Origin of the sequence: Paenibacillus sp. P46E (assembly GCF_001909095.1) — a bacterium.
Classification (GTDB): Bacteria; Bacillota; Bacilli; order Paenibacillales; family Paenibacillaceae; genus Paenibacillus_AQ; species Paenibacillus_AQ helianthi.
The window spans coordinates 65491-86601 of sequence record NZ_LVYZ01000033.1 but is presented as its reverse complement, the minus strand read 5'-3'; the positions used below and the strand labels follow the sequence as shown (position 1 = coordinate 86601).

The window sequence follows — 21111 nt, the reverse complement described above, 5'->3', positions numbered from 1 at the left end:
ATTTGGGTAATAGGAGACGTTGGGCTTTCTATCTTGCCTCGACGTACATTCTTTATGCTTAGGCGTGTGGCTTTGTGGACGAGACCGTTGTTCAGGAGCGATGCAGTAAGCCTATGCCCATCAAACACTCAGGAGGATGAAAAGCAGAATGAAAAAGACGTGGCGTGGATTAATGACAGGGATACTGGGTGCAAGCATGTTACTCGGATCTCTAGGTAGTGTCTCTGCTGCACCTGCCCCCAAGGATATTCAAGGACACTGGGCGCAGACGCAATTGCAGGATTGGCTGAATAAAGGGTATCTAGGCGGTTACCCGGATGGTACGGTGAAGCCTAATAAGGCGATAACGCGCGGCGAATATGTAGCGTTGATTAATCGTCTGTTCGGATTCAAGGATACGGGAACGATCAGCTTCACCGACGTGAACAAGACTAACTGGGTATACTCCGAGGTGGCGAAAGCCGTGAAAGCCGGTTATATCGGTGGTTATGAGAATAAAACATTCCGTCCCGCTAATCCATTGACCAGACAAGAAGCAGCAGTCATTGCTGCCAAATTGCTTAGCCTGAATACCGCCGCAACTTCTACAACCTTTAAAGACAATGCTCAAATTGCCGCTTGGGCAAAAGGGGCAGTGGCAGCCGCAGCAGGTAAAAAGATCATCAACGGGTACCCGGATGGAACCTTTGGTCCCAAGAGATCGCTGACCCGGGCAGAGGCTGTAGGGATTATCAGCAATTCGGTTGTATTTAAACCTTCTGCCCCTGGAGTAACCCCTACACCAACTCCATCGGCAACACCTGCTCCTAGCGCAACTCCTACTCCTACTGCAACCCCTGTACCAGGTGGTGGTAGTGGCGGTGGAGGTGGAGGTAGTACTACTGCACCAACAGTAAGTGGCGTAACTTATGGACATGTTGGTTCAGTGACAGCAGATGTGTACCTTACTCCGTCAGTAACCGGATCGGTCTATTATGTAGTGGCTCCATACAGCAGCAGCATGCCGGACCCTAGTGCCTCACAGGTGAAACAGGGAATGACAAGTGCTGGAACCCAAGGAGTGAACTACGGAACGAAAGCTGCAATGGCAGGCTCCACCGTTTCTTTTTCAGTGTACGGCCTGCAGCCTAATACAGAATATGCAACATACATCATCGCAACTGATACTGCCGGAAACATGTCAACGGTATCGAAGCTACGTTTGAAGACAACTACAAGCACTCCGACATCGATCACGCTGGTTGAACCAGGTCAGATGGGAACAGTGACAGCAGATGTCTATGTGAAATATGGGCAGACAGGCGGTGCTTCGGCTCCAGTAAGATATGTTGTCCTGCCGGCGAATGCGGCTAATCCAACTGCAGCGCAGATTGCTGTCGGTCAAGATAGCTCAGGGACCCAACTTGCCGCACCTTGGACAGGTTGGATTACTCCAGCGCCATTACCGGCGGTAAGACAGACACTGAGCTTGACTGGGCTGACTGCCAATACGAGCTACAAGGTGTACTTTATTACAGGTTCCGGCAGTGTCTGGTCACCCGTAGAAATTCTGCGTATTCAAACCAAGTAAGAGCTGGATAATTGCAATATTTAACCGATAACACTAGGTCCGGCCAAGGCAGCTCAAGTTGCTCTGGCCGGACTGTTTATGTATATGGAGGGGCTGTGACATCTTTTGTTAGCTAGATGTAAACACTGTCATGATTTTTTTTTTACTTAGCCCTGACAATTTGGTATAATGGCTATGTAAACAAAGGAGGAGTGCCCATGCAATTCAGCATTCGAGGTCAACAAATTGAAGTGACCGACGCTTTGAGAGACTATGTTGATAAGAAGCTCAGCAGACTTGAGAAGTACTTCGATGCACCCCCTACCTCAGAAGGATATGTGACGCTTGGCGTTGTTCGCGGCCTTCATACGGTGGAAGTCACGATCCCGCTGGCAGGTGTAACGCTTCGTGCGGAAGACCGCAGCGATGATATGTACGCATCCATCGATGCCGTGGTGGACAAGCTGGAACGCCAGATTCGCAAACACAAGACCAAGCTCAATCGTAAGTTCCGCCAGGAAGGAAGCTTGAAAACGCTCTTTGTGGAAGGAGCACCAAGCAGCATTGCTGTTGAGGAACAGGATTACGATGATTTGGAAGTCGTGCGGAACAAGCGCTTCACTTTGAAGCCTATGGATGTAGAAGAAGCGATCCTGCAAATGAACATGGTTGGACATAATTTCTTCGTGTTCTCCAATATTGATACTTCTGAAGTTAGCGTTGTTTACAAACGCAATGACGGCAAGTATGGCCTGATCGAACAAGACTAGGTTTGGATGCATGAAGCCGTAAACCGACTTGGAGCAGAGATTTACTTCAGTCTGACAAAAGAAAATTAACCGAGCCCCTATTCGCCATAAGCGAATAGGGCTCTTGTGCGTATATACACGTGTTTATGACAAAATAGCGGCACTTTGGCAGTAATGAGATCACTTGAAAAATAAGGTTGCGGCTGCTTGTATTGCGGCTTCTCTTACAAACTGTTACAATTTATGAAGCAGCGGAATCGAAATCATATATGGCCCTTTCAATATTAGTGAGGATGGGCTCGGTTCCACCATCTGTGTTGCATGAAAGGGGTTAACCATGCTAGGACTTGTAAAAAAAATATTCGGCGACACCAATGAACGTGATGTCAAACGTCTCATGAAGACGGTCGATGTAATTAATGGGTTGGAGCCCGATTTCGTATCACTTTCGGATGAAGAACTGAAAGCCAAAACCAATGAATTCCGTGCCCGGATTGAGAAGGGCGAAACCTTGGAGGAAATTCTTCCCGAGGCATTTGCAACCGTACGCGAAGCTTCCAAACGGACGCTGGGCATGCGGCATTTTGACGTTCAATTAGTTGGAGGCATGGCGCTGCATGAAGGCCGGATCTCCGAGATGAAGACAGGTGAAGGGAAGACGCTGGTAGGTACACTGCCGGTCTACCTGAACGCTTTGCTCGGCAAAGGTGTACATGTTGTAACGGTCAATGACTATCTGGCCCAGCGCGACAGTGCGCAGATGGGACAAATTTATAACTTCCTGGGTATGACGGTTGGGGTAAACCTGAACGGCATGGACCATGCTGATAAGCAAGAAGCTTATGCCTGCGATATTACGTATGGCACAAACAACGAGTTCGGTTTTGACTACCTGCGCGATAACATGGTGCTCTATAAGGAGCAAATGGTTCAGCGTCCGCTCTATTTCTGTATTATTGATGAAGTTGACTCCATTCTGATTGATGAAGCGCGGACTCCTCTTATTATCTCCGGACAGGCCGAGAAATCGACCGAGCTGTATTATGCGGCAGACCGTTTCGTAAAGAGACTGACCGCGGAAGAGGATTATACAGTTGATATCAAGGTGAAATCCGTGGCTTTGACTGAAAAGGGTGTGGCTACAGCAGAGCGCGCTTTTGGAGTGGAGAATCTGTATGACCATGCCAATGTAACCCTGAATCATCACATTGTTCAAGCGCTCAAGGCGAACGTAATTATGCGCCGCGACGTTGATTATGTAGTGAATGAGGACGAGGTTGTTATTGTCGATGAATTCACCGGCCGTTTGATGGCAGGGCGCCGTTATAGTGACGGGTTGCACCAGGCTATCGAAGCCAAAGAAGAAATTCAGGTGCAGAATGAGAGCATGACCCTGGCTACTATTACCTTCCAGAACTACTTCCGGATGTACCGTAAGCTGGGTGGTATGACGGGGACAGCGAAGACCGAAGAAGAAGAGTTCAAGAAGATCTATGGTCTGGAAGTTCTGCAGGTGCCGACCAATAAACCGAACCAGCGTGCGGATATGCCGGACGTTGTATACAAAAGCGAAAACGGTAAGTTTAATGCAGTGGTAGCAGAAATTGTAGAGCGCCACAAAAAGAATCAACCCGTGCTGGTAGGTACGGTTTCTATTGAGAACTCCGAACGTGTATCGGAAATGCTGAAACGCAAAGGTGTAAGACACCAGGTGCTCAATGCCAAGCATCATGCGGCGGAAGCAGAGATCATCTCCCATGCAGGTCAGCCAGGAACCGTAACCATTGCTACGAATATGGCTGGACGCGGTACGGATATCGTACTCGGTGAAGGGGTGACAGATCTCGGAGGTCTGCATATTATTGGTACAGAACGCCATGAATCACGCCGGATCGACAATCAGCTGCGCGGCCGCGCGGGACGTCAAGGCGACCCGGGTTCCACTCAGTTCTACTTGTCGCTCGGCGACGAATTAATGAAGCGTTTTGGTGCGGACAACGTGCTGAACATGATGGACCGTCTTGGGTTTGAAGAGGATCAGCCGATTGAGAGCCGTATGATCACGCGTGCTGTAGAATCCGCCCAAAAACGTGTCGAAGGCAACAACTTCGATATTCGCAAAGTTGTGCTTCAATATGATGATGTTATGAATCAGCAGCGTGAAATTATCTATAAGCAGCGCCGCGAGATTCTGGAATCTGACAATATCAAAGACGTTGTAGTTGAGATGATCAAGCCGGTTATTGACCGTATTGTTCATGCCCACTGCAGTGACGATATTCCCGAGAACTGGGAGCTGCAGGAGGTTGCTGATTATGTGAACAGCAAGCTTTTGGAAGAAGGCGAGCTGACACGGGACGATCTATGGGGCAAAGAAGTTGAAGAGATCATCGAATTCATCTTCGGCCGTGTGCTGGAGAAGTACGCAGCCCGTGAAGAACGCCTTGGCTCTGAGCTGGTGCGTGAATTCGAAAAGGTTATCGTCTTGCGTTCGGTTGACAGCAAATGGATGGATCATATTGATGCGATGGATCAGCTTCGTCAAGGGATTCACTTGCGCGCGTATGGCGGTACTGACCCGCTCCGCGAATATCAATTTGAAGGCTTTGAAATGTTCAATGCCATGACCGCTACCATTCAGGAGGAAGTTGCGACCTACATTATGAAGGCGCATATTGAAACCAATCAGGAACGGCAATCCGTAGTGGAAGAGAATAAGATCTCCACCAATGGCGAGCCTGCCGAGAAGCAGCCTGTGCATGTTGAGGCGGCTATCGGCCGCAACGATCCATGCCCTTGCGGCAGCGGCAAGAAATACAAGAACTGCCATGGACAGAACGCGTAAGTACAGCGGGCCTTTTGATTTTCTGTCTTTCAGCTTTATCTTTTTCAGTAAACCAGTGCGCAGACATTAATCTGCAAAAGCTGTTTACAGAACTGTACTTCATGTACTTGATGTCTTGCTCTACAGTTCAAGGGTTATAATGACAATAAAAAGCGGCTGGGCCCGGGGGACTCCCCGTTTGCGGCCCGGCCGCTTTTTTGGGTTTTGGGAGCTATGTTGATTCCTGAGCGAAGCGGAAGGCGTAATTTTTGAAACCTGGATGAGGTGGAAGTAACGGAGGGGAAGTTTGGAACTGTAGGAGCGGTAGCGTCCGCCTTTGTTCACAGATTTCAACCGCGAGCAGCGGTCTCCAATCAGGAAATTGTGAACAACAGCGGCCGGAAGTCCAAACATTCCCCGCAGTTACGGCAACCACCGAAACTAAGTGTTGAAGAGAACGAGCTTCTGACTGCGAGGGTATCAACTATATGGACAATGTCCAATCCAGCCGCCCCGGCGCAATGATTTTATTTTGAAAGGTGAAGTGATCACACATGATTGATCCTAATGTTAAGCAGGACCTGCGTGAAATAGGCAAGAAACTAACCGACCTTAGGGGGTCTCTTTGACTTAGATCTGAAGCAGGAGATGATATCCAACTTCGAGGAAAAGATGGCAGCGCCCGGATTCTGGGATGATCCAGAGAAGGCGCAGGGCGTCATCGCCGAGATGAATGCGGTGAAATCATCCGTGGATCAGTATGAGAAGCTGCAGCAGGAATATGATGATGCGGCGATGATGGCGGAGCTGGCGGATGAAGAGGGCGATGAGGATTTGGCGGCAGAGGTCGCCGGAACGATTCGCAGTGTGGCTGGCAAGGTCGATGAATTCGAGCTGCAGCTGCTGCTCAACCAGCCGTATGACAAGCTCAATGCCATATTGGAGCTGCATCCCGGTGCCGGCGGAACGGAGTCCCAGGATTGGGGGCAGATGCTGCTGCGCATGTATACCCGCTGGGCGGAGAAGCGCGGCTTCAAGGTAGAAGTCCTGGATTACTTGCCGGGCGACGAAGCAGGGATTAAGAGTGTTACGCTTTTGATCAAAGGCTACAACGTCTATGGCTATCTGAAAGCTGAAAAGGGAGTACACCGGCTGGTGCGCATTTCCCCGTTCGATGCCTCAGGCAGACGCCATACCTCGTTTGTATCCTGTGATGTGGTACCCGAGATTGCAGATGATGTAGAGGTGGATATCCGTACCGAGGATCTGAAGATCGATACGTACCGGGCCAGTGGCGCAGGCGGTCAGCATATCAATACAACGGATTCTGCGGTGCGTATTACTCACTTGCCTACCGGCGTAGTGGTAACGTGCCAGAATGAACGCTCGCAGATCAAGAACCGGGAACAGGCCATGAAAATGCTGCGTTCCAAACTGTATGAGCGCAAGCTGCAGGAGCAGCAGCAGCATCTCGATGAGATCCGCGGCGAGCAATCGGATATTGCATGGGGGAGCCAGATCCGCTCCTATGTATTCCATCCCTATAGTATGGTAAAGGATCACCGTACTTCCGTGGAAACCGGTAATGTTGGAGCGGTGATGGACGGCGATCTGGACGCTTTTATCGACGGATATTTGCGCAGCCAGATTAAGACAGAAGCTGAATAAGTGCATAACGATAATTCCTACGCGTCTTCGGAGGTGTAGGAATTTTTTTGAGAAGTTTAGGGTGTATAATAGCTTCAAGTATAAACGTTAAGGAGAATAATTCTGCATGCAAAAAATCAATTCACGCAATAAACCCCCGCTGATTCCGCTGAACGGGCCATTGCGCCATACGGTGGATATTGTGCTGATTCTGGTGGGCTCACTGATTACGGGGCTTGCTTTTAATCTGTTTTTTCTGCCGAACCAAATCGCTTCCGGAGGGGTATCGGGGTTATCCGTACTCGCGGAGGCCTGGCTGGGGGCTGAACCGGCGTTCACACAATGGGCGCTGAATATTCCGCTGTTTATTCTTGGGGTAATATTCCTGGGCAAGCAATATGGAATCCGTTCGCTGCTGGGCAGCTTTGTGCTGCCGCTGTTTATCTTTTTGACGAAAAACGGGCCTGTGCCGACCACGAATCCGCTGCTTGCTTCTATTTATGGCGGGATTGGGGTGGGGCTGGGTCTTGGGCTGGTGTTCCGCGGGCGCGGCTCCACGGGAGGCTTGACCATTTTGGCGCAAATCATTCAGAAGATTACGGGATTCAGCTTCTCGCTGTCTGTGGTGCTGCTGGATGGTACGGTGATTACGCTGGCTGCTTTTGTACTGGGAATGGAACAGGCAATGTATGCGCTGATTGGCCTATTTGTGACGGGCCGGGTCATCAACGCGCTGGAGGTTGGCTTCAGCACGACCAAAGTGGCCTACATCATTGCCGATAAGACGGAAGAGATCTCTCAGGCGATTCTGAACGATCTGGATCGTGGTCTGACCAAGCTGAATGCGCAAGGCGGCTATACGGGCGATAACCGTACAGTGCTTATGGTCGTTGTGGGCCAAAATGAGATTACCCGGCTGAAGGCAATTGTGCGTTCCGTTGATCCGGGGGCGTTCGTTATTATTACAGAGGCACATGAAGTGCTGGGCGAAGGGTTTAAAAGAGAAGTGCAGTCTCCTTAGGGGTCTGCACTCTTTTTTTGAAAAAAGGAGTAATGTACTTCAAGCTAGTATCTTTCTTGCTTAATAAACTTGACGTTACATGTTGTATTTATATTAATTGGGTCGTATAATAATACATATTTCCAAGGACGGTATTCATGATATTCATAACAGGCAGGAAGCGGGGATGACAGTGACAGGCAAGCTGAGAGCGGCAATTGTTGGATCAACGGGTTACGGGGGCGTGGAGCTGATCAGGCTACTGCAGAACCATCCGGATATAGAGATTACTTCAGTGATTTCCTCTTCAAGCGCAGGTGCGCCTATTGAGGAAGGGTTTCCGCATTTAACAGGGATTGTGCAGCGCAATCTGGATGGAGTGGACGCGGCGGAGATTGCCGGCAGGGCGGATGTGGTATTTACAGCAACGCCGTCGGGGGTCAGTGCCAAGCTGGTGCCGCAGCTGCTGGAGGCAGGTCTGAAGGTCGTCGATCTGTCCGGTGACTTCCGGTTGAAGGACGGTGCAGAGTATGAACAATGGTATAAGCATCCAGCTCCGTCAGATTCCTATTTGCAGCAGGCTGTATACGGATTATGCGAAGTGTTCGGCGAACGTACGGCCGGGGCAGATTTCATTTCCAATCCAGGCTGTTATTCTACCGCTTCGCTGCTGGGCTTGATTCCGGCGCTGCAGGCGGGTTGGATCAAGCATGACAGCATTATCATTGATGCGAAATCGGGTGTGTCCGGGGCAGGCCGGGGAACGAGTCTGATGGTTCATTACTCCGAAATCAACGAGAATTTCAAAGCGTATAAGGTGAACAAGCATCAGCACATTCCGGAGATTGAACAGACCCTGACGGAAATTTCCGGAGAGAAAGTGACGGTAACATTCACTACACATCTGGTGCCGATGACCCGCGGGATTATGAGTACGATGTACGCCGGGATGAACGGTGGGTACAACGAGCAGGATTTTGTAGACTTATATCGTAAATATTATGCAGGACGGCCGTTTGTGCGGGTTCGTGACGCTGGTGTGCTGCCGGCAACCAAAGAGGTCAGCGGCTCTAATTATTGTGATATCGGTTTTGCCACAGATGCCCGTACAGGCCGGGTGACCATTGTATCCGTCATTGACAATATTGTTAAGGGCGCAGCAGGGCAAGCGATTCAGAACCTGAATTTGATGATGGGATGGGAGGAAACCCGCGGCCTGGGCTACACACCAGTGTATCCTTAAGGTTCGGCGGTCAACAATACAATGAATGAGAAGCAAGGTTTTACCGTCGTGGAAGGCGGAAGTGTTACGACACCTAAGGGATTCAAGGCTGGCGGGCTGCACTGCGGCCTCAAAAAAACAGAGCGCAATGATCTGGCAGCCATCCTCTGCGAAGTTCCGGCGACAGCGGCTGCTGTATATACAACGAATGTTTTCCAGGCTGCACCGCTTAAGGTAACACGGGAGAGTCTGGTGAATGGTACACTTCAGGCAGTTATCGTGAACAGCGGGAATGCGAATGCCTGTACAGGTGATCAAGGCGAAGCCGATGCCTATGAAATGCGTGCTGCCGCTGCCCGCCGCTTAGGCGTGAATGATCAGGATGTTGCGGTTGCTTCTACCGGTGTGATCGGTGAACTGCTGAAGATGGACTGTGTGCGAAGCGGGATTGCCGGACTGCCTGAGAAGCTGGATGGAGGAGCTGCCGGCGCGGAGGAATTCTGCCAGGCGATCCTCACCACAGATCTGGTCAAAAAAGAATGCTGTGTGAAAGTAAAGGTCGGGGATACAGAAGTAACGATTGCCGGAGCAGCCAAAGGTTCGGGGATGATTCATCCCAATATGGCAACGATGTTGGGTTTCATGACCACGGATGCTGTAATTGACGGCGAGGATCTGCTTAATCTGCTGCGCGCAGCGACGAATACGACTTTTAATATGATTACGGTAGATGGGGATACAAGCACGAATGATATGCTGGTTACGATGGCGAGCGGGCTTGCGGGGAATGAGAAGCTGACAGGTCTGCATGCGGACTGGGATGCTTTTGCCGCGGCGTTTACGCATGTCTGCCAGAGTCTGGCCATGGCCATTGCCCGTGACGGTGAAGGGGCGACGAAGCTGATTGAGGTGCAGATCAGTGGTGCGGTGCATGATGAGGCTGCTGCTGCGATTGCCAAGACGGTGGTTGGCTCCAGTCTTGTGAAATCGGCGATTTTTGGCGCGGATGCCAACTGGGGGAGAGTGATTGCCGCAGTAGGACGCGCAGGGGTGCCGGTATCGCCGGAACGGGTGGATATATCACTTGGCGGGATTGAGGTGCTCAAGCAGTCCCGGCCAGTGGCTTTTGATGAAGAGAAAGCTCTGCATTATTTGCAAAAAAGCGATACCGTGCTGATTACCGTAGCTTTGTCTGACGGAGACGGCAAGGCTACCGCCTGGGGCTGCGACCTGACGTATGACTATGTGCGCATTAATGCTGCATACCGTACCTGATTTATGGCTGGCACTCCGCTTACGGGGAGGATAACGAAAAATGACTATAGAACCTACTAAGGATCATAAGGCTGGCGGACTGTTCGTGATGAAATGTGGCGGCAGTACGCTGGCGGCGCTTCCGGATTCATTTTTTGATGATTTGCGGGAGCTGCAAGAGAGCGGTGCCCAGCCCGTCATCGTGCACGGAGGTGGGCCGGCAATTTCCGGCAATCTGGAGAAGCTTGGCATTGAGAGCCGCTTCGTGAACGGCCTGCGGGTGACGACCGAGGAAGTACTAGATGTGGTGGAGATGACGCTGGCCGGAAGCATTAACAAGGCGATTGTCCGAAGGATTCAGGGCAGCGGGGGGCAGGCGCTAGGCTTATCCGGTGTGGATGGACGGCTGATCACCGCCCGGCTGGTCGCAAACAGTGCTGAAGTGGGGCTGGTTGGTGAAGTGACAGAGGTCAACGCGGAGATTGTGCGGGGGGTTCTGGCGATGGGCTATATCCCTGTAATCGCGCCGATTGGTGTAGATGCCGGAGGTCAGCGATACAACATTAATGCGGATACGGCGGCGGGAGCGGTGGCTTCTTTTACCGGGTCGCCCCAAATGATCGTCGTTACAGATGTTCCGGGCATAATGCGTACACTGGATGGCCTTAAAACCGTACTCCCGTCTGTGACGGTGGGACAGATTGAAGACTTGATCGAAAGCGGCGAAATTTATGGCGGGATGATTCCCAAAGTACGCGCGGCGATCGATTGTATTCAGGGCAGTGTGTCCGAAGTAGTGATTGTTGACGGCAAAGAGCCGCGGGTACTCAGCCGGGTGCTGCAGGGTGAAGAGCTGGGAACACGGATTATTCGTTCATAACTAATAACAAGCGCTGACGGGAATACCGGAAGCAGCATGGTGGGAGAGTGACTAAGAATGAGTGAGCTTACGCAAGCGGAAAAGGATTCTTTGACAGGGGCGCCGCAGGACCGTTCAGTGGAAACGGAGGTTCAGGAGGCTGCTCCTGCCAAGCTGAGTGCGGTATTCCCGTCCTACGCCAGATACGATATCAGTCTGGTCAAGGGCAAAGGTAGCTGGGTATGGGATGATCAGGGCAACAAGTACCTCGATTTCATGTGCGGCCTGGCTGTAACGAGTCTGGGACATGCACCGGAGAAGGTTGGGGCCAAGCTGAAGGCACAGATTGATACCTTGTGGCATGTCTCGAACCTGTTCCACATTCCGGGGCAGGACCGGGTGGCGGCGCTGCTGACGGCTAACAGCTGTGCGGATCAGGTGTTCTTTTGCAACAGCGGGGCCGAAGCGAATGAAGCAGCGATCAAGCTGGCGCGCCGTTATCACCAGAAGGTGAAGGGAACGGGCCGCTATGAAGTGATTACCTTCGAGCAATCCTTCCATGGACGTACCTTGGCGACGCTGACGGCTACCGGACAGCAGAAGGTAAAAGAAGGCTTCCTGCCGCTCCCGGCAGGCTTCAAGACCGTGCCTCTGCATGATCTTCCGGCGCTGAAGGCGGCTATTTCTGAGAATACAGCAGCGATTATGCTGGAAATGATTTTGGCTGAAGGCGGCGTGCTGGAGGTGCAGCAGGAGTTCCTGGATGCGGTGGTAGAACTGTGCAAGGAGCACGGACTGCTGCTGATCGTGGACGAGGTGCAGACCGGTATGGGGCGCACAGGCAAGCTGTTTGCGCATCAGCACTACGGCATTGAGCCGGATATATTCACTCTGGCCAAAGGAGTCGCCAGTGGCTTCCCCGCAGGTGTGATGCTTGGCAAAGGTTATTTGCGTGAAGCCTTCAGCCCAGGCAGCCATGCGTCCACCTTCGGCGGAACGCCACTTGCGGCAGCAGTGATGGAAGCGACGATCGAAACGATGCTTGAAGACAATCTGGCGCAGCGTGCTGCCGAGATGGGCGAATATCTGAAGGGGCTGCTTGGAGAGAAGCTGGCAGATACACCTTTTGTGCAGGAGATCCGCGGCAAAGGCCTGCTTATCGGCATTGAATGTGCGGCACCTGTAGCGGATATCGTGCTGGCCGGACAGCAACGCGGGCTGCTCTTCGTACAGGCCGGACCGAATGTCATTCGACTGCTGCCTAACCTGTATGTAAGCACCGAGGAGATCCACCAGGCGGTGGACATCCTTTCGGAACTCATTCATACTTATGCTAAATAAGATGAACTTAAGAATGAAGCAGGGAGTTGCCGTAAAGCCTTATACTTAAGGCTTTCTGGCAACTCCGTATATTACATTCTTAAGTTCACGTTCTATAACAATGGAAAATGGGAGGCAGGTTCATGAGCCAGGGAGTACACAGCGATACCGGAAAACTCGCGCAGCAGCTCAAAGGCCGTGATTTGCTGGAGCTGAACGACTACAGCCCGGAGGAAATCACGTATTTGATTGATTTGGCGATCGAGCTCAAGCGCAAGCAGAAGAGCGGTGAGGTCTACCAGCCGCTGAAGGGGAAGACGATTGGGCTTATTTTTGAAAAATCCTCAACTCGGACTCGTGTATCATTCGAAGTGGGCATGTTCCAGCTTGGAGGTCATGCGTTGTTCTTGAGTAAAAATGATATCCAGCTTGGACGCGGAGAAACCGTGGGCGATACGGCACAGGTGATGTCGCGTTATCTGGACGGCATTATGATCCGTACCTTCGGCCATGATAAAGTGGAGGATCTGGCTCGATATGCTTCGGTTCCTGTCATCAACGGACTAAGCGATCTGGCGCATCCCTGCCAGGTGCTGGCCGATTACCAGACCGTCTATGAGCATAAGGGTAAGCTGAAGGGCTTGAAGCTGGCTTATATCGGCGATGGCAACAATATGGCACATTCCCTGCTGATCGGCGGTGCCAAGCTGGGTGTGCATGTCTCCATTGCCGGACCCGAGGGCTATGAGCCGGATGCGGCTGTAGTGGCAGAGGCACGCGAGATTGCCAAGGAAACCGGCTCAGTGATTGTGGTTACCCGCAGCCCGCAGGAAGCCGTACAGGACGCGGATGTCATCTACACGGACGTATGGGCAAGCATGGGCTTCGAAGCCGAGCAACTCGCGCGTGAGGCCGCCTTTAAGGACTATCAGGTCAACGAAGAACTGGTCAAAGGCGCGAAGAGCGACTATCTGTTCCTGCACTGCCTGCCGGCCCACCGTGAGGAAGAGGTTAGCACCGGCGTAATCGACGGCCCGAACTCGGTCATCTTCGACCAGGCTGAGAACCGTCTGCATGCACAAAAAGCGCTGATGGCTGCTTTGATGGGCTAAGTAGCGATTTGCCGGGCTAAACTAAAGCTCAGAGTTAGCAGCGATATGGATAAATGAAGGTTGATTATGCAAGTCAGGCAAGGCTCTTGCTTGATCTTATACTATATAAAACATTATATAGGTTGAACTTAATATTGAGCGTTAGAATCTGGTGCGAAGCAGCGGAGTGAAAGTTTGGAACTGTAGGAGCGAATGCGTCCGCCTTTATAATCGGATTTCCCCCGCAGCCTGCGGGCTTAAAATCACAGAAATCCGATTATAACAGCGGCCGAAAGTCCAAACATTTCACGCAGCTGCGCCCGGGCACCGATTTCTATAAGCAGTCTTAAGAAGTTCATCCTATACCCCCCACACGAAAGGAAGTTACACCCCCATGGCTAAAGAAAAAATAGTGCTCGCCTATTCCGGCGGGCTGGATACCTCGGTCATCCTGAAATGGCTGAAAGAAACGTATGACGCTGAGATTATTGCATTTACAGCTGATATCGGACAGAAGGAAGAGCTGGAAGGGTTGGAGGAAAAAGCCCTCGCTACCGGTGCATCGAAGGTCTATATCGATGACCTGCGCGACGAGTTCGCGAATGACTTCATCTACCCGATGTTCCAATCGGGCGCTTTATATGAAGGCCAGTATCTGCTCGGTACCAGCATCGCCCGTCCGCTGATTGCGAAGCGTATGGTGGACATTGCCATTGCTGAAGGCGCGACGGCTATTGCCCATGGCGCAACCGGCAAAGGGAATGACCAGGTGCGCTTCGAGCTGAATGCGGCGGCTTTGTCGCCAAGCATCAAGGTGATTGCGCCTTGGCGGCTTGAAGAATTCCGCAACCAGTTCCCGGGCCGTGCGGAAATGATCGCTTATGCGGAAGCCAATGGAATTCCGGTTCAGGCCTCGGCGGCCAAGCCTTATTCCATGGACCGCAACCTGCTGCACATCAGCTATGAGAGCGGTGTGCTGGAAGATCCCTGGTTCGATCCAAGTGCACCGGAGAACAAAGGCATGTTCCTTCTCAGTAACGCACCGGAGGATGCTCCGGATGAAGCGGAATACCTGGAGCTGGATTTCCTCAAGGGCGACTGTATCGCACTGAATGGCGAGCCGTTAACTCCGCTGCAAGTCATGGAGAAGCTGAACGAGCTGGGCGGCAAGCATGGTATTGGACGCGTCGACATGGTGGAGAACCGTTTTGTCGGCATGAAGAGCCGGGGTGTGTACGAAACGCCGGGTGGAACGATCCTGTTCACAGCCCACCGCAAAATGGAGTCCATTACAATGGACCGTGAAGTAATGAACCTGCGCGACAGCCTGATTACCAAATACAGCACACTCGTATACAACGGGTTCTGGTTCGCACCTGAGCGCCTTGCACTGCAGGCGCTGGTGAAGGAAAGCCAGAAGAACGTTACAGGCACCGTGCGCGTCAAGCTGTACAAAGGCAATATCATCGGAGCCGGTGTGAAGTCTCCGGTCAGCCTGTACAATCCGAATATCGCCACCATGGAAGCTGATCCGACTCAGGCTTACGATCAAGGGGATGCAACAGGCTTTATCCGCCTGAATGCCCTGCGTCTGAAGGTTTCTGCGGGCGTGGCGGAATCGAATCAATAGATAAGCGTTAGGCATATAGATAAGGCAAACATAAGCAGACAGCAGAAGGCCGTTCCTCCCGTCAGGACAGGAGCGGCCCTTCTAACGTCAATAGAGGAGGATACAACAGGTGAGCAAGCTGTGGGGCGGACGTTTTACCAAAGGGACTAATAAGCTGGTGGAGGAATACACTGCCTCTATCGGGTTCGATAAGCTACTTGCAGAAGAGGATGTGCAGGGCAGTCTGGCCCATGTCACGATGCTGGGCAAATGCGGCATCCTGCCGCTGGAGGATGTAGAAACCATCAAGGACGGATTGAACAAGGTGCTGCATAAGGTACGTGCGGGTGAGATTGTTTTTTCCGTAGCGGATGAAGACATTCATATGAATATCGAGAAGAATCTGATCGAGGAGATCGGCCCGGTCGGCGGCAAGCTGCACACCGGACGCAGCCGCAACGACCAGGTGGCTACGGATATGCACCTGTATCTGCGTAACCGCGTAGTGGAACTGGTAGCCCTGCTGCATGAGCTGCAGGAGTCGCTGATTGGGCAAGCCAAGGACAATGTGGAGACCATCGTTCCGGGTTACACGCATCTGCAGCGTGCCCAGCCGATTCTGTTCGCCCATCACCTGCTGGCATATGTGTCCATGTTCCGCCGCGATGCGGAGCGTCTGATGGACAGCTACAAACGGATCAACGTACTGCCGCTGGGAGCAGGGGCGCTTGCGGGAACTACCTTCCCGATTGACCGTCATTTTGTGGCGGAGCAGCTCGGATTTGACAGTGTCTATGAGAATAGCCTGGATGCCGTCAGTGACCGTGACTTCATCGTCGAGTTTCTGGCTAACGCCGCACTTGTGATGACTCACCTTTCCCGGCTCAGTGAGGAGCTGGTGCTGTGGAGCAGCACGGAGTTCAGCTTCGTAGAGCTGGATGATGCTTTCTGCACAGGCAGCAGCATTATGCCGCAGAAGAAAAATCCGGATGTACCAGAGCTGGTACGCGGCAAAACGGGCCGTGTCTACGGGAACCTGATCGGCCTGCTGACCGTGCTCAAGTCCCTGCCGCTCGCTTACAATAAGGATATGCAGGAAGACAAAGAGGGCATGTTCGACACCGTAGCTACCCTGACGGGTGCCTTGCAGCTGTTCGCTCCTATGATCTCCACCATGAAGGTGAACAAAGTCCGGATGCGTGAAGCCGTGAATACAGACTTCTCCAATGCGACTGATATCGCTGACTTCCTGGTAGGCAAAGGGCTGCCTTTCCGCCAGGCGCACGAGGTGATTGGCAAGACGGTGCTGTACTGCATTAACGAAGGGAAATTCCTGCTGGATCTGACACTTGAGGAATTCAAGCAGTTCTCCCCGCTGTTCGATGAGCAGATCTATGCCGTGCTCCAGCCGGAGGCTGTTGTGAATGCACGCAACGTCTATGGCGGTACGGCATCTGTGCAAGTCATTGCCGCGACCCAGCGGGCAGAAGCAGCGCTGAATGACACCAGTGAGTGGATAGCGCAGCATGTGAATACTATAGGGTAAGAAGAGGCCGATTGGCTGAACATAGACTGCTGGAATCAAGGGACTGTCTTCCTGCCACATCACTGGATGTGGGGAAGATAGTCTTTTTTGCTCTATAAAAACTAAAGAATGAAGACAAGCGGACTGATGAATTCATTGCGAGTCCAGGGGCTTCATTTTACCATGACACCCAATTGGAACCTTAGCTTCATTGGAGTGGTGTGGAATTAGTGAACTTAAATGAGCCTTTAATCATTTTTATGAGAGGTTTGTGTGGGGCATTTTGACCTGCAGAGGAGCCGAAGTGGTGAGAATTCAGTTTACTTTTTCCACTTGGCTCAGGTACAGGTCTTCATTCATTTACCTAGAGGCAGCCAAGCCAGCACATCACGGATCTTGGTATCCCAATAACCCCACTCGTGTTCGCCGGGGCCTTCCTCATAGGTTAAGGACAATGAAGTTTTGGCGCAAGCCTTGCGGAAGCTCTGGTTGTCCGTGTACAGGAAATCCTCCGTGCCACAGCATTGATAGAGGAGCGGCTTCGGTCCCTTGGAGCGGTCGGCCTCTTTCAGTAGCCAGAGCAGATCATCGGGGGTATTTTCAATACTCTTTTTGCCAAAAATCTGTTCGTACTCCGGAGTCTTCTTAGCTGGATCCTCCCAATTTAAGAAATTATGCGCCATATCGAGTGCTCCTGACAGGCTTGCCGCTGCCGCAAACGTTTCAGGCTTACGCAGTCCCAGCTTCATCGCCCCATAACCGCCCATCGAGAGCCCGGCCACAAAGGTATCCTCACGTTCCGGTGACAGCGGGAAAAAGGATCGGGCGAGTGCCGGCAGTTCTTCACTGATAAAGGTCCAGTACCGTCCTCCCTCAGCCATATCCGTATAAAAGCTCCGGTGTACCTGCGGCATCACCACGGCGATCCCCATTTGGGCTACATAACGCTCAATGGAGGTGCGGCGGAGCCAGATGGAATCGTCATCCGACATGCCGTGCAGTAAATAGAGTGTGGGGTGAAGCTTGCCTTTAGTTACATTAGTCATGCCGATCTGTGTAGTGGTCTGCTGCGGCAGAATCACCGTCATAGAGGTGCTCAGTCCCAGTACATCCGAATAAAACTTGCATTCGATCAAAGCCATATTGTTGTCTCCTTTCCATTCAGCCCAAATGATAGCACAGCACAAATTAGATATAAATTGTAGAAATCTCTAGAATTCTTACACACAAGGATTGCTGGTTCAGGAACAGAAAGAATATAATGGAAATAGGTATAAAGTTTCATGGATTTAGATCTGGATACAGGACTGAAGACACGGTATTCTTTTGAAATCACAAATACATAACTGGCCCACCGGCAATGAAATTAAATGCAGGCTAGATCAAATCTGGAACAAGGAGCGGACGGAATGCATCGGAAGGACAAGCATAGCCCTCTATGGAACAGACAGCAGGGCTTTACCTTGATTGAGGTTTTGGCAGCCATCGTTATTCTCTCGATTGTCTCATTGGTGCTGACCTCCTATTTCACTAACGCCATGTCCTACTCCAAATCGAACCAGAACCGAACGATCATGGTCAACCTGGCGCGCAATGCGCTGTTTTATGCGGAGAAGCAGGATTTTGAGGCGATGAGTTTATATTTTCAGGGGAAGCAGGCAGAGGGGGCAAATCCCGCCATACCGGGGCATTCCAGCATTAAGGCCTCAGACTGTGTACCCATTACAGAAGCCGCGGCAAGCTGTGGGGCGTATCAAACCGTCGTTACGGACGCCAATGCACTCGCCAACGTACTGAATCCGGTAATCAATAATATCAGCTATCAGGTGAACATTGTCTACCAGGTGAATCTTCATCAGGACATGCTGGCCGGCAGAATCAGTGGTGGTGATGAGAGTGAAATGGACGAACGTAAGAAGGAAATGGCACCTTATTTAATTCCGGTTGAAGTCACTGTCACGGGACCCGGCGGCCCTCAAGGCCGTACTTCAAGTACGGTAGTGGAGGGTTATATCACGGATGAGAAAATACGCTGAGCGTTTGAAGTCCGAACGGGGTTTTACCTTGATCGAAATGATTGCTGCCATGACGCTGTTCTCGCTGATTGTCGGCATGATTTCAGTGGTTACGATGTTTGGTATACGAAGCTATCACAAAATTACGATTGAAAATTCACTAAGAGATGAAGCGGACATTGTGATGTCCTCCATTATGAATGAGCTATATACGTTTTCTCCTGAAATCGTGGAAAATACCACTGACGGCATTCTACTGAAAAAAACAAGAGAAGGGGCTGCAGACGAAGTGATCAAAATTGCTTTTGCCCAAGGCCAGCTTGTAATCGGTGCGCAAGCAGCGGCTCCTGACAAGGATGATCCGAGGACTGCAGTGCATTCGAGTCTCTCCGGTTCAAGCATTTCTTCTTCTGCGGCTGACGGGAGGGCACCTCAAATCTCTTTTCCCTACGAGAGCGGACTGATCCATATCTCACTGAAACTGGCACAGGAATATGACGGCAGAACTTACAGCATGGAATTGAACAGCAAATTCGGATTTTAGGAGGCCAAGGGCCGATGTCTGAACCACTAACGGGCAAAATGAATTTTAAGAGAAGGCTTGGAGATCCGGTCCGGCACCTTCATGGAGAACAGGGCTCCGCACTTGTACTGGTCATGTTTATTGTTCTGCTGCTGACCATTCTGGGGATGGGGGTGCTCAGTGCAACGGTTGGAGGAGCCCAGCGGACAGAGACGCGAAAGAACGATGTTCAGAGCCTTCACCTGGCGGAAAAGACATTGGACGAGGCGGTTGCCTACATTACGGCTGGCCTGAATGATGAAATTAATAGAGGTGTGGACGTAAGCCAAGCCGATCTGGATAACAAAATCAACAGTTTCCTTCAGGATCTGCCTGCGGGTTCCAATGGTTTTCTTACCAGTACTGATCTGCTCCAAGCCGATGGGGGAAAAGCAGTTGGTAAAATTACAAACATTCATTCGGAAAGAATGGGAACGGGTCAAGCCGGCCAATCTGTCAGCTACAGACTGACTCTGAACGCTGAGGCTGAGGTCAACGGGGTAAAGCGCACGCTGACTCAGACGGTGGTTATCGACACATCTCCTGATTTTCTTAAATATACATTAGGGTCAGAGAAGAATCTGACTATTAACGGTGCACCTTATATCCAGGGTAATATTTATGCCGGCGATACGCTGACTATTAATGATACTGCTCAATACACCTACAAAACCATTAATCATACTTTTACATCCCAGCCCTTTGAACTGACGGGCGAAGCCCATATTCAATCTTTGCGTAAACTGGTGTATAAGGAGCAGGGGTTACCGGATCGTACAGCAGATACAATCACTCCAGCCATATCGATGACCGGGAAGATTCCACAGGAAAATGTCAAAATCAAAAACCACCGCAGCTTTGTTGAAATGGATGTCGAATCCTCCTTCATTGATAAAGTCACCGAGGCCATAGGCAGCGGAGCCAGTGGAACAGACATCTCCCGGAACTTGAAGAACGGTACACTGGCGGCCTACCTGACAGGCACATACTCCAGTCTGTTTGACCACCCGGTTCTTCCGCCGAAGCCTGACCATGATGATGTCTCGGACCATGGGAAGCAGCTTCAACAAGAATACGCTGATGCGGTTCGGCGTCTGACTGAGCCTGAAGGATCAGTGATTTACGACGGGGATTTGACCTTGGACGGTACTGAACTGAGGGGAATCACGTATTCGGGGAACGCCAAGAATTCGGCCTCACCCCGCAACTGGTATATCATTGACGGCGATCTGAGGATCAATAATTACGGCAGCGCTACACCCATACAGGTACGTGCTAATATTCTCGTGACAGGCAAAGTAGAGATCAGAGGCAAAGTGGAGTTTGATTCTACCCTCTTTGTGTATAAGAAGCCGCAAGTCATCAATGGGCAAGAAGAATATACAACCACCGTTGAGGATGCGTCGATTAAGGGCCTGAACGGCAAGGAGCTGGTGCTTATCTCGCAAGGCCCGATTCTGATCAACCGGCTGGCCGCTTTCACCAATGATGAACCGGCACCGCTCGATGCTTTTTTCTATACGGATTCCGCAGCGGAGCTGTATGGTGTAGGGTCGATCTTCTCACTGAGCGGGGGCTTCTTCGCCAAGGGGGATCTGACCATAAATGCGGTGCGGGGCAGTGCAGCCGGAGGTGCAAGTGATATCAATATTACCCCTGACAACCGCCTGATCCGGTTCAAAGCATCCTATAACGATCAGATTTTCAACGATCAGCAGGCAGGTCTCCCCCGTGTCAAAGCGGTCAATATCCGTGTAGAAGGATTGAAGCTGAATTGAGCAGAATCCATAGTAGTTAATCATTGACTTCAGCAGATACATGAACACCCCCCTGTTGCCTATCAGCACTTGATGCTGTAGGCAGCAGGGGGGTGTTTGGGTGTGGT

The 21111-nt window shown here is 51.4% G+C and carries 16 protein-coding genes; 15 read left to right on the top strand and 1 reads right to left on the bottom strand.

Annotated features, from left to right (window positions below):
• The first annotated feature begins 148 nt into the window (after positions 1-148).
• From A3849_RS33870 to argH, 12 genes are all read left to right on the top strand, one after another.
• On the top strand, positions 149-1570 hold the full coding sequence (locus A3849_RS33870; RefSeq protein ID WP_074111262.1) for an S-layer homology domain-containing protein: 1422 nt from the start codon (positions 149-151) through the stop codon (positions 1568-1570).
• Between the two features lie 197 nt (positions 1571-1767).
• Positions 1768-2319: a ribosome hibernation-promoting factor, HPF/YfiA family gene (gene hpf / locus A3849_RS09965; RefSeq protein ID WP_074087283.1), complete on the top strand. Its 552-nt coding sequence runs from the start codon at positions 1768-1770 to the stop codon at positions 2317-2319.
• 316 nt (positions 2320-2635) lie between these two features.
• Complete coding sequence (gene secA, locus A3849_RS09960) at positions 2636-5143, top strand: preprotein translocase subunit SecA (RefSeq protein ID WP_074111261.1); 2508 nt, start codon at positions 2636-2638, stop codon at positions 5141-5143.
• Positions 5144-5676: 533 nt separating this feature from the next.
• Positions 5677-6790, top strand: a protein-coding gene (prfB, locus tag A3849_RS09955) for a peptide chain release factor 2 (RefSeq protein WP_143191777.1) whose coding sequence is annotated in 2 segments (ribosomal slippage) — positions 5677-5748 and positions 5750-6790 — 1113 coding nt in all. Because the reading frame shifts where the segments join, the coding sequence is not laid out codon by codon here.
• 106 nt (positions 6791-6896) lie between these two features.
• Positions 6897-7790 carry a YitT family protein gene (locus A3849_RS09950; protein WP_074111260.1) on the top strand — a complete coding sequence of 298 codons (894 nt, stop codon included), beginning with the start codon at positions 6897-6899 and terminating at the stop codon, positions 7788-7790.
• A gap of 166 nt (positions 7791-7956) precedes the next feature.
• Positions 7957-9012: an N-acetyl-gamma-glutamyl-phosphate reductase gene (gene argC, locus A3849_RS09945; RefSeq protein WP_074111259.1), complete on the top strand. Its 1056-nt coding sequence runs from the start codon at positions 7957-7959 to the stop codon at positions 9010-9012.
• Positions 9013-9033: 21 nt separating this feature from the next.
• Positions 9034-10266 carry a bifunctional glutamate N-acetyltransferase/amino-acid acetyltransferase ArgJ gene (argJ, locus tag A3849_RS09940; protein ID WP_074111258.1) on the top strand — a complete coding sequence of 411 codons (1233 nt, stop codon included), beginning with the start codon at positions 9034-9036 and terminating at the stop codon, positions 10264-10266.
• Between the two features lie 40 nt (positions 10267-10306).
• A complete protein-coding gene (gene argB / locus A3849_RS09935) occupies positions 10307-11125 on the top strand; it encodes an acetylglutamate kinase (protein ID WP_074111257.1) in 819 nt (272 codons plus the stop codon).
• Between the two features lie 57 nt (positions 11126-11182).
• The gene (locus tag A3849_RS09930; RefSeq protein WP_256700720.1) at positions 11183-12445 is read left to right on the top strand and encodes an aspartate aminotransferase family protein; all 1263 of its coding nucleotides are present in this window, start codon (positions 11183-11185) and stop codon (positions 12443-12445) included.
• 122 nt (positions 12446-12567) lie between these two features.
• Positions 12568-13536, top strand: coding sequence for an ornithine carbamoyltransferase (gene argF / locus A3849_RS09925; protein ID WP_074111256.1), 969 nt, complete (start codon positions 12568-12570; stop codon positions 13534-13536).
• A 373-nt stretch (positions 13537-13909) separates the two neighbouring features.
• Complete coding sequence (locus tag A3849_RS09920) at positions 13910-15145, top strand: argininosuccinate synthase (RefSeq protein ID WP_074111255.1); 1236 nt, start codon at positions 13910-13912, stop codon at positions 15143-15145.
• 109 nt (positions 15146-15254) lie between these two features.
• Positions 15255-16670 carry an argininosuccinate lyase gene (gene argH / locus A3849_RS09915; RefSeq protein WP_074100456.1) on the top strand — a complete coding sequence of 472 codons (1416 nt, stop codon included), beginning with the start codon at positions 15255-15257 and terminating at the stop codon, positions 16668-16670.
• 335 nt (positions 16671-17005) lie between these two features.
• On the opposite strand, the gene A3849_RS09910 is transcribed toward argH, so the two are convergent.
• The gene (locus tag A3849_RS09910) at positions 17006-17791 is read right to left on the bottom strand and encodes an alpha/beta hydrolase (RefSeq protein ID WP_074111254.1); all 786 of its coding nucleotides are present in this window, start codon (positions 17789-17791) and stop codon (positions 17006-17008) included.
• 267 nt (positions 17792-18058) lie between these two features.
• Between A3849_RS09910 and A3849_RS09905 the strand changes: the two genes are divergently transcribed.
• Genes A3849_RS09905 through A3849_RS09895 form a run of 3 tightly spaced genes read left to right on the top strand, consistent with a single transcriptional unit; the run spans position 18059 to position 21004 of the window.
• A complete protein-coding gene (locus A3849_RS09905; RefSeq protein WP_074111253.1) occupies positions 18059-18685 on the top strand; it encodes a prepilin-type N-terminal cleavage/methylation domain-containing protein in 627 nt (208 codons plus the stop codon).
• Positions 18669-19208, top strand: a complete 540-nt coding sequence (locus A3849_RS09900; protein ID WP_074111252.1) for a PilW family protein — start codon at positions 18669-18671, stop codon at positions 19206-19208. The genes A3849_RS09905 and A3849_RS09900 overlap by 17 nt, the downstream gene beginning before the upstream one ends.
• Before the next feature lie 14 nt (positions 19209-19222).
• The gene (locus A3849_RS09895; RefSeq protein WP_074111251.1) at positions 19223-21004 is read left to right on the top strand and encodes a hypothetical protein; all 1782 of its coding nucleotides are present in this window, start codon (positions 19223-19225) and stop codon (positions 21002-21004) included.
• Positions 21005-21111 lie beyond the last annotated feature (107 nt).